The sequence below is a fragment of the Microcoleus sp. B9-D4 genome, from assembly GCF_036705105.1.
In the GTDB taxonomy this organism is placed as follows: domain Bacteria; phylum Cyanobacteriota; class Cyanobacteriia; order Cyanobacteriales; family Microcoleaceae; genus Microcoleus.
The window spans coordinates 58639-64906 of sequence record NZ_JAUBTS010000040.1 but is presented as its reverse complement, the minus strand read 5'-3'; the positions used below and the strand labels follow the sequence as shown (position 1 = coordinate 64906).

The window sequence follows — 6268 nt, the reverse complement described above, 5'->3', positions numbered from 1 at the left end:
GACTGTTGACTGTTGACTGTTGACTGTTGACTGTTGACTGTTGACTGTTGACTGTTGACTGTTGACTGTTGACTGTTCGCTGTTGATATATAACAGCTAATAGTTAATACATTCCTGGATGCCTAAAACTGGTCTTTAAACTAACCAAAATACTTTGTTTAATCCTCAACAATAGTTTAAAAAACTGGTTGCTGAGCCTCGGAGTTCGTAATTCCTGTAACAGTCAACAGTCAACCGTCAACCATCAACCGTTAACCAATCGAATTAGCTACTTTCCTTGAGAAGGAGCAATCTTTTGCTGCAACCAAGCCATCATGCGATCGAGCAACAAACCAACTGCGCCAATGTAGAACACCGCTAACAGAATTTCGCTGATGTAGTTTTGCTGGTAAGCATTCCAAATAAAGAAGCCGATACCCGTAATCCCAGACATCACGATTTCCGCAGCAATAATCGCCAGCCAAGCCAAACCGATCGCAATTCTCAATCCTGTGAAGATATAAGGAAGCGCCGACGGAAACAAAATATTCATGTAATATTCCTTTCGAGAAAGTTGCAGCACTTTCGCCACGTTGTTGTAATCGTCGGGAATTTGGCGAACACCTTCAGCCGTGTTGATCAAAATCGGCCAAACTGAGGTGATAAAAATCACGAACAAAGCAGCAGGTTCGTTTTGTTGCAGTGCAGCCAGGGCGATCGGCACCCAAGCCAAAGGCGCCACCATCCGCAAAAACTGGAAAATCGGATCTAAAGCCTTATTCAAGAAGGGATTCGTACCTACCACAACCCCCATGCTGATTCCCACAGCCGCCGCGAGAGTGTAGCCTTTTGCCACCCGTTCCAAACTAGCCAAAGTCTGCCAAAATAAGCCGACTCCGTAGGTTTTGGAGTTCATGAAAGGATACAGCAACAAAATCCGCGTCCGTTCGTCAGTCCAAACGCTGATCGGCCCGGGCAGTTTGATCAGTCCGATGCTCGACAGGAATTGCCAAACCAACAGAAACCCCAAAACTCCTAAAATTGGCGGCAAGATATTTGGGGAATTCTTCTTCCAAAATTCGCCCAATGCTCCTTGGGCATCGACTCCGCCTCTCCGATTTGCGCTGACAGCCATCTTGTTAATCTCCTAAGTTTCTGCTGTTTTTTTCGAGAATAAATTATGGGAAGCTAAGACCCCATCACACTTTTTTAATTGCCAAACTCTTAAGGTAAGCTTCTGGATTTTCCGGGTTAAATTCTTTGCCGTCAAAGAACTTCTCAATGCCGCGAGATGTACTTTTCGGAATGTCAGCATCAGCAACTCCGGCTAATTTTGCTGCGGCTTTCCACAAATCTTCTCGGTTGACTTTATCGATGAGTGTCTTTTTGTCTGCCAAGGTTTTTGTCGGCAGGAAACCCCAGCGCACGCTTTCGGTAATGAACCACAAATCGTGACTCTTGTACGGATAAGAAACGTTGCCGAGGTCGTCTTTCCAGTACAGCGGACTGCTCTTGAAGTCGTTGATGTCTGGTTTGCCGTCGCCCATAACATAATTGCCTTGATAAGGAGGCGTCAAAACAGTCGGAGATACGTCAAAGAAGTTTCTTCCAGAAACAATGGCGACTAATTCGGCTCGATGTTCGGGTTTGTCGCACCACTGCTGGGCCTCAATTAGTCCTGCGAGTAAGGCTTCGGTGGCTTTGGGGTGTTTGTCTACCCAGTCGCCACGAATTGCTAGATATTCCTCTGGGTGATCTTTCCAGATTTGGGAGGTGAGGGCGGACATGAAGCCGATGTTTTCTTTGACAATCCGCAGCGGCCAGGGGTCGCCGGTGCTGAAAGCGTCCATACTTCCAGTTTTCATGTTGGCGACGGTTTGGGCAGCGGGTACTGTTAGCAACTCGGCATCTGCGTCGGGATCGATGCCGTTAGCGGCTAGCCAGTAGCGAATCCAAAAGTCTTGGTTGACTTTGGGGAAGGTGTAGGCTGCTTTGAAGGGAGTACCTGCTTGTTTGAGGCCTTTGATGTAGTCTTGGGCTGCTTGATCTAGTTTAAGTCCGAGCCCTTTGCCTTGGTGTTTGCTCGCGATCGCAATTCCATTTCCGTGAGTGTTCAACTGGGCTAGAACATACATGGGGATTTGGACGCCGTTTTTGGTTATCAGACCTTGACTAATTTGATAAGGCATCGGCATTTGCCACTGGCCGCCGTCAATGCCGCCGCCTGCTGATCCGATTTCTACGTTATCTCTGGCCGAGCCCCAGTTGGCTTGCTTAGCAACTGTTACCTCAGTCATGCCGTATTTGGCAAAAAAGCCTTTTTCTTGGGCAATGATTAAAGGTGCTGCTTCGACGATCGGGATGTATCCCAATGTGATTTTAGTGCTTTCAATTCCTTCGACTCTTTTCTCGTTGGCAACAGCCACTACTGAGGTAGCCGCGGGTATTGCGCCGTCAGCACTGGCAGTTGCACCGGGTTCTGGGGGATTTCCCAAACAGCCTTTGAGCAGTATTGAACCCAGGGCAGATGCACCTGCTGTAACGATAAATTTACGCCGAGAAAGCGCAGAAAATTCATCTGAAAATCTTGTCATAGTCTAGCCTCGCTGCAATTCATAATCTTCTGTAACAACATTCACTGAAGCTTATCAACGCGCTTTTTTGCTGTTCGCTAATTGGGTTTAGCTAACTGTTTTGAGCGCTCTTTGGCAGGAGGGAGCAAAAGATTTATCGCTAGTATAAGTCTTTAAACTATCCCTGCTGATTTGACTTTTTTGATTAATATCGATATTTCGATCGGCCGAGTTCTGTGAGGTGGCAAAAAGCGAGCAGCACATTTTCTTGGCTTCGTTATTAGCTTACCGTACTCTTGCGGAAATTATAAAACAATTATTAAATTTAATTGATAAGTAAATCTTTTAGCCGTGTGCTATCGATAAGGAGCCGTTGGGAAGGGCGATCGGGTTTGCTTATCAAAACTGGTTCAAACCAAGACTTGCGCGGCAAAGGTTGTAGCGAAGGGCGATCGGGCCGCCTTCAAATCTCTTGTCAATAAGTTGCCAACATCGCAGCCACCGCACATTTACTTTGTTAATATATGTCTATTTTTTTTAAGCAAATTGTAGTCTAATATACAGAAATAATGAACTTTTTAGGATTCGGCTGTTTTAAAAGGGTTAACTGGTTTTCATTGGACTAAAATTGGCGCTTAATCGTAAGTGATTTACCGGATATGATATGACGTGGGTTTTTAGGTTTGATTTCTGTAAAACAGAGAAACCCGGTTTCTTGAAGAAACCGGGTTTCTGAACACCCGAAATTACTAATCGGTGGCAGTACCTACAAGTTCGATCGCAGTACCTACAAGTTCGATCGCACTTTTGGGCAGCAGCTTAGTTGGGCGGGTCAAAGCGGTTGACGGAGAGAGCAACACCGATCATCGGTAGGGCGACGCCGAAGCAAATCAGCCACTGATCCAGATTCATCGGAGCCGTCTCAAATATGCTATTGACAAACGGAGAGTTAGCAAAGATAATCTGCAAAATTATCGCCAGGACAATTCCCACACCGAGGGCGGGAGCGCCGCTAACTTCTTCCTTAGAACCGCTAAATTTAGCAATCAAAGAAGGCAACAACTGGCTGAGACTCAACAGGTAAAAAATTCTCCCCATTACCAAAGCTTGAATCGCCATCGTGCGGGCTAGTTCTAAGGTTCCCCAAGGAGCTTGGCGCACCCATTCAAACATTCCGAAAATCAGAGTCCAGTTGTAAAGAGAAATAGCGATGATCCGCTTGATCCGATTTCCGGTGAGGAAAGGTTCGTTGACCGGTCGGGGCTGCTGTTTCATGACTCCCGCTGACTTGGGTTCGAAAGCCAGGGGCACAGTCATGGTGATCGAGTTGAGCATATTCAGCCAGAGAATTTGTAGCGACAAAATCGGCAATTCTCGACCGAGGAGGGTGCTGAGCAAAATTGTCATCGATTCTCCACCGTTGACTGGGAGAATGAAGCTGATTGCTTTGAGCAGATTTTTGTAAACCGATCGCCCTTCTTCGACAGCAGATTCGATCGACGCAAAGTTATCATCGGTAAGAATCATGTCGGCGGCTTCCTTAGAAACCTCCGTACCGCTGCCCATCGCAATGCCGATATCCGCTTGTTTGAGGGCGGGCGCGTCGTTAACGCCGTCTCCCGTCATAGCCACAATTTCGCCTTGAAGCTGCAAAGCTTCTACGAGGCGGAGTTTTTGTTCTGGGGCGACGCGGGCAAAAACTGAGCCGGCTTCTACAGCTTCGCCGAGTTCCTGCTTGCTCATTGCGGCGAGTTGAGCACCGGTGTAGGCTACAAGTTCCCTGTGGTGCTTGGTTTTGCGGAATCCCATGCGGCGGGCGATCGCCTTGGCTGTAGCGATGTGGTCGCCGGTAATCATTTTGACTTGGATGCCGGCGGTTTGACAAGCTTGGACGGCTGCGATCGCTTCTGCCCGCGGCGGGTCGATCATGCCTTGGAGTCCCAAGAAAATCAGCCCTGACTCCAAATCCGAGTGATCGACGGAATTTTGGCTTTGGGGTACTGGCTTTTTCGCGAAAGCCAAGACGCGCAAGCCTTGCTTTGCCATTTCATCGACTTGATGGTGAATTGGTGCCCGATCGACTTCTACCGGATTTCCTTGGGTATCGAGACTGGAACCGCAGCGGCCGAGAATTGATTCTACGGAACCTTTGACGTACAAAATTTTGCCAGCGGGAGTTCGGTGCAGCGTCGCCATGTATTGAAACTGAGATTCAAAGGGAATTGAATCCAGGCGCTGCATTGACTTGGACAAAGTTTGCTGACTCAAATCAGCTTTTTTGCCTGCAGCAATTAACGCTCCTTCTGTCGGATCTCCGACGACTATCCAATCATCATCTTTGAATTCCAAGTGAGAGTCGTTGCAAAGCAGTCCAGCTTGCAAACATTCTTGCAAAGTTGGAGCTTGGCTAACAGTAATTGGCAGTTGGTTGAGTTGAATTTCACCTTCGGGGCTGTATCCCGTACCCGTAACCGAGTAGGATTCGCCGCCAGAATAGATTTCTTGCACCGTCATTTGGTTTTCCGTCAAAGTTCCGGTTTTGTCGGAACAGATGACTGTAGCGCCGCCGAGGGTTTCGACTGCGGGCAATTTGCGGACGATCGCGTGGCGATTTGCCATCCGGGAAACGCCTACGGCTAGGGTGACGGTAATGACGGCGGGTAAGCCTTCGGGAATTGCGCCGACAATCAGGGCGACAGCGGGTTCGACTGCTTCTTTAAAGGCTGAAACCCCCTCTGGGACAGGTCTGCCCAATCTGACGGCGAAGGTCAAGGTTGCCATTCCCAACACGAATAACAGCCAGTTTTGACTGAATTGGTTGAATTTGCGGGTTAAGGGGGTGGTGAGATCGATGTGCCTATCTAATAGTTGGGAGATTTTGCCGGTTTCGGTTTTATTGGCGATCGCAATTACGATGCCACTAGCTTGGCCAAAAGTGACAAAACTGCCGGCATAGGCCATGTTATCCCGTTCTGCTAGTGGCGTTTCTTGTGGCAGAACCAAGTCTCCAGATAGTCCTAATTCTTTTTCGACAGCAACAGATTCCCCGGTGAGTCCCGATTCGTCGATTTGCAAGTCGCGCACTTTCACTAAGCGCAAGTCTGCCGGTACTTTGTCGCCGGAAGTCAGAATTACTAAGTCGCCGACTACGAGTTCTTTGGAGGGAATTCTTAATTTTTTGCCGCCCCGAATAACTGTGGCTTCTGTGGTGACAGCTTGGGCTAGGGCTTCAATTTTTTTCTCGGCTCCAGCTTCTTGGATGAAACTAATCGTAGCGTTGGTGGTTGTTACGCCCCAAATTACGCTAGCGTTTAGCCATTCTCCGATCACTGCTTTGATTAAACCTGCACTCAGCAAGATGATCAGGAGGGGTTGGTTAAATTGCAGGATAAATTTTAACCAGGCTGGTTTCCCTGCTTTAACCGTTAGTTCGTTGGGCCCGAATTTCTGTTGGCGATGGTTGGCTTCTGTCGGTTCTAAACCGCTTTCCAGGTTGGTTTCTAAGATAGTTGCAACCTTGGATATTTCTAGGTAGTGCCAATATTGCTCTGCTACGTCTACATCGTTGGCGGATCTTGATGGCATGATTCTTCCTGAATATTGGGGGTGTGTGAGGAGCTTCGATCGCTCTTTAATAGGCACGCTCAATACAACTCATCGCTCGTTGGAGCGTGAATATATTGAGCGGCTTAATTGTTTGTTGATTACTTTAACGG

3 protein-coding genes are annotated in these 6268 nt (G+C 47.9%); all 3 read right to left on the bottom strand.

Annotated elements, in window-relative coordinates; all coding sequences use genetic code 11:
• Positions 1–268: 268 nt before the first annotated feature.
• The gene (gene ntrB, locus QUB24_RS21840) at positions 269–1114 is read right to left on the bottom strand and encodes a nitrate ABC transporter permease (RefSeq protein ID WP_333155392.1); all 846 of its coding nucleotides are present in this window, start codon (positions 1112–1114) and stop codon (positions 269–271) included.
• A gap of 64 nt (positions 1115–1178) precedes the next feature.
• Positions 1179–2573 (bottom strand): CmpA/NrtA family ABC transporter substrate-binding protein, encoded by a 1395-nt coding sequence (locus tag QUB24_RS21835; protein ID WP_333155390.1) that lies wholly within the window; start codon positions 2571–2573, stop codon positions 1179–1181.
• Between the two features lie 798 nt (positions 2574–3371).
• Positions 3372–6137 (bottom strand): HAD-IC family P-type ATPase, encoded by a 2766-nt coding sequence (locus tag QUB24_RS21830; protein WP_333155389.1) that lies wholly within the window; start codon positions 6135–6137, stop codon positions 3372–3374.
• Positions 6138–6268: the final 131 nt, after the last annotated feature.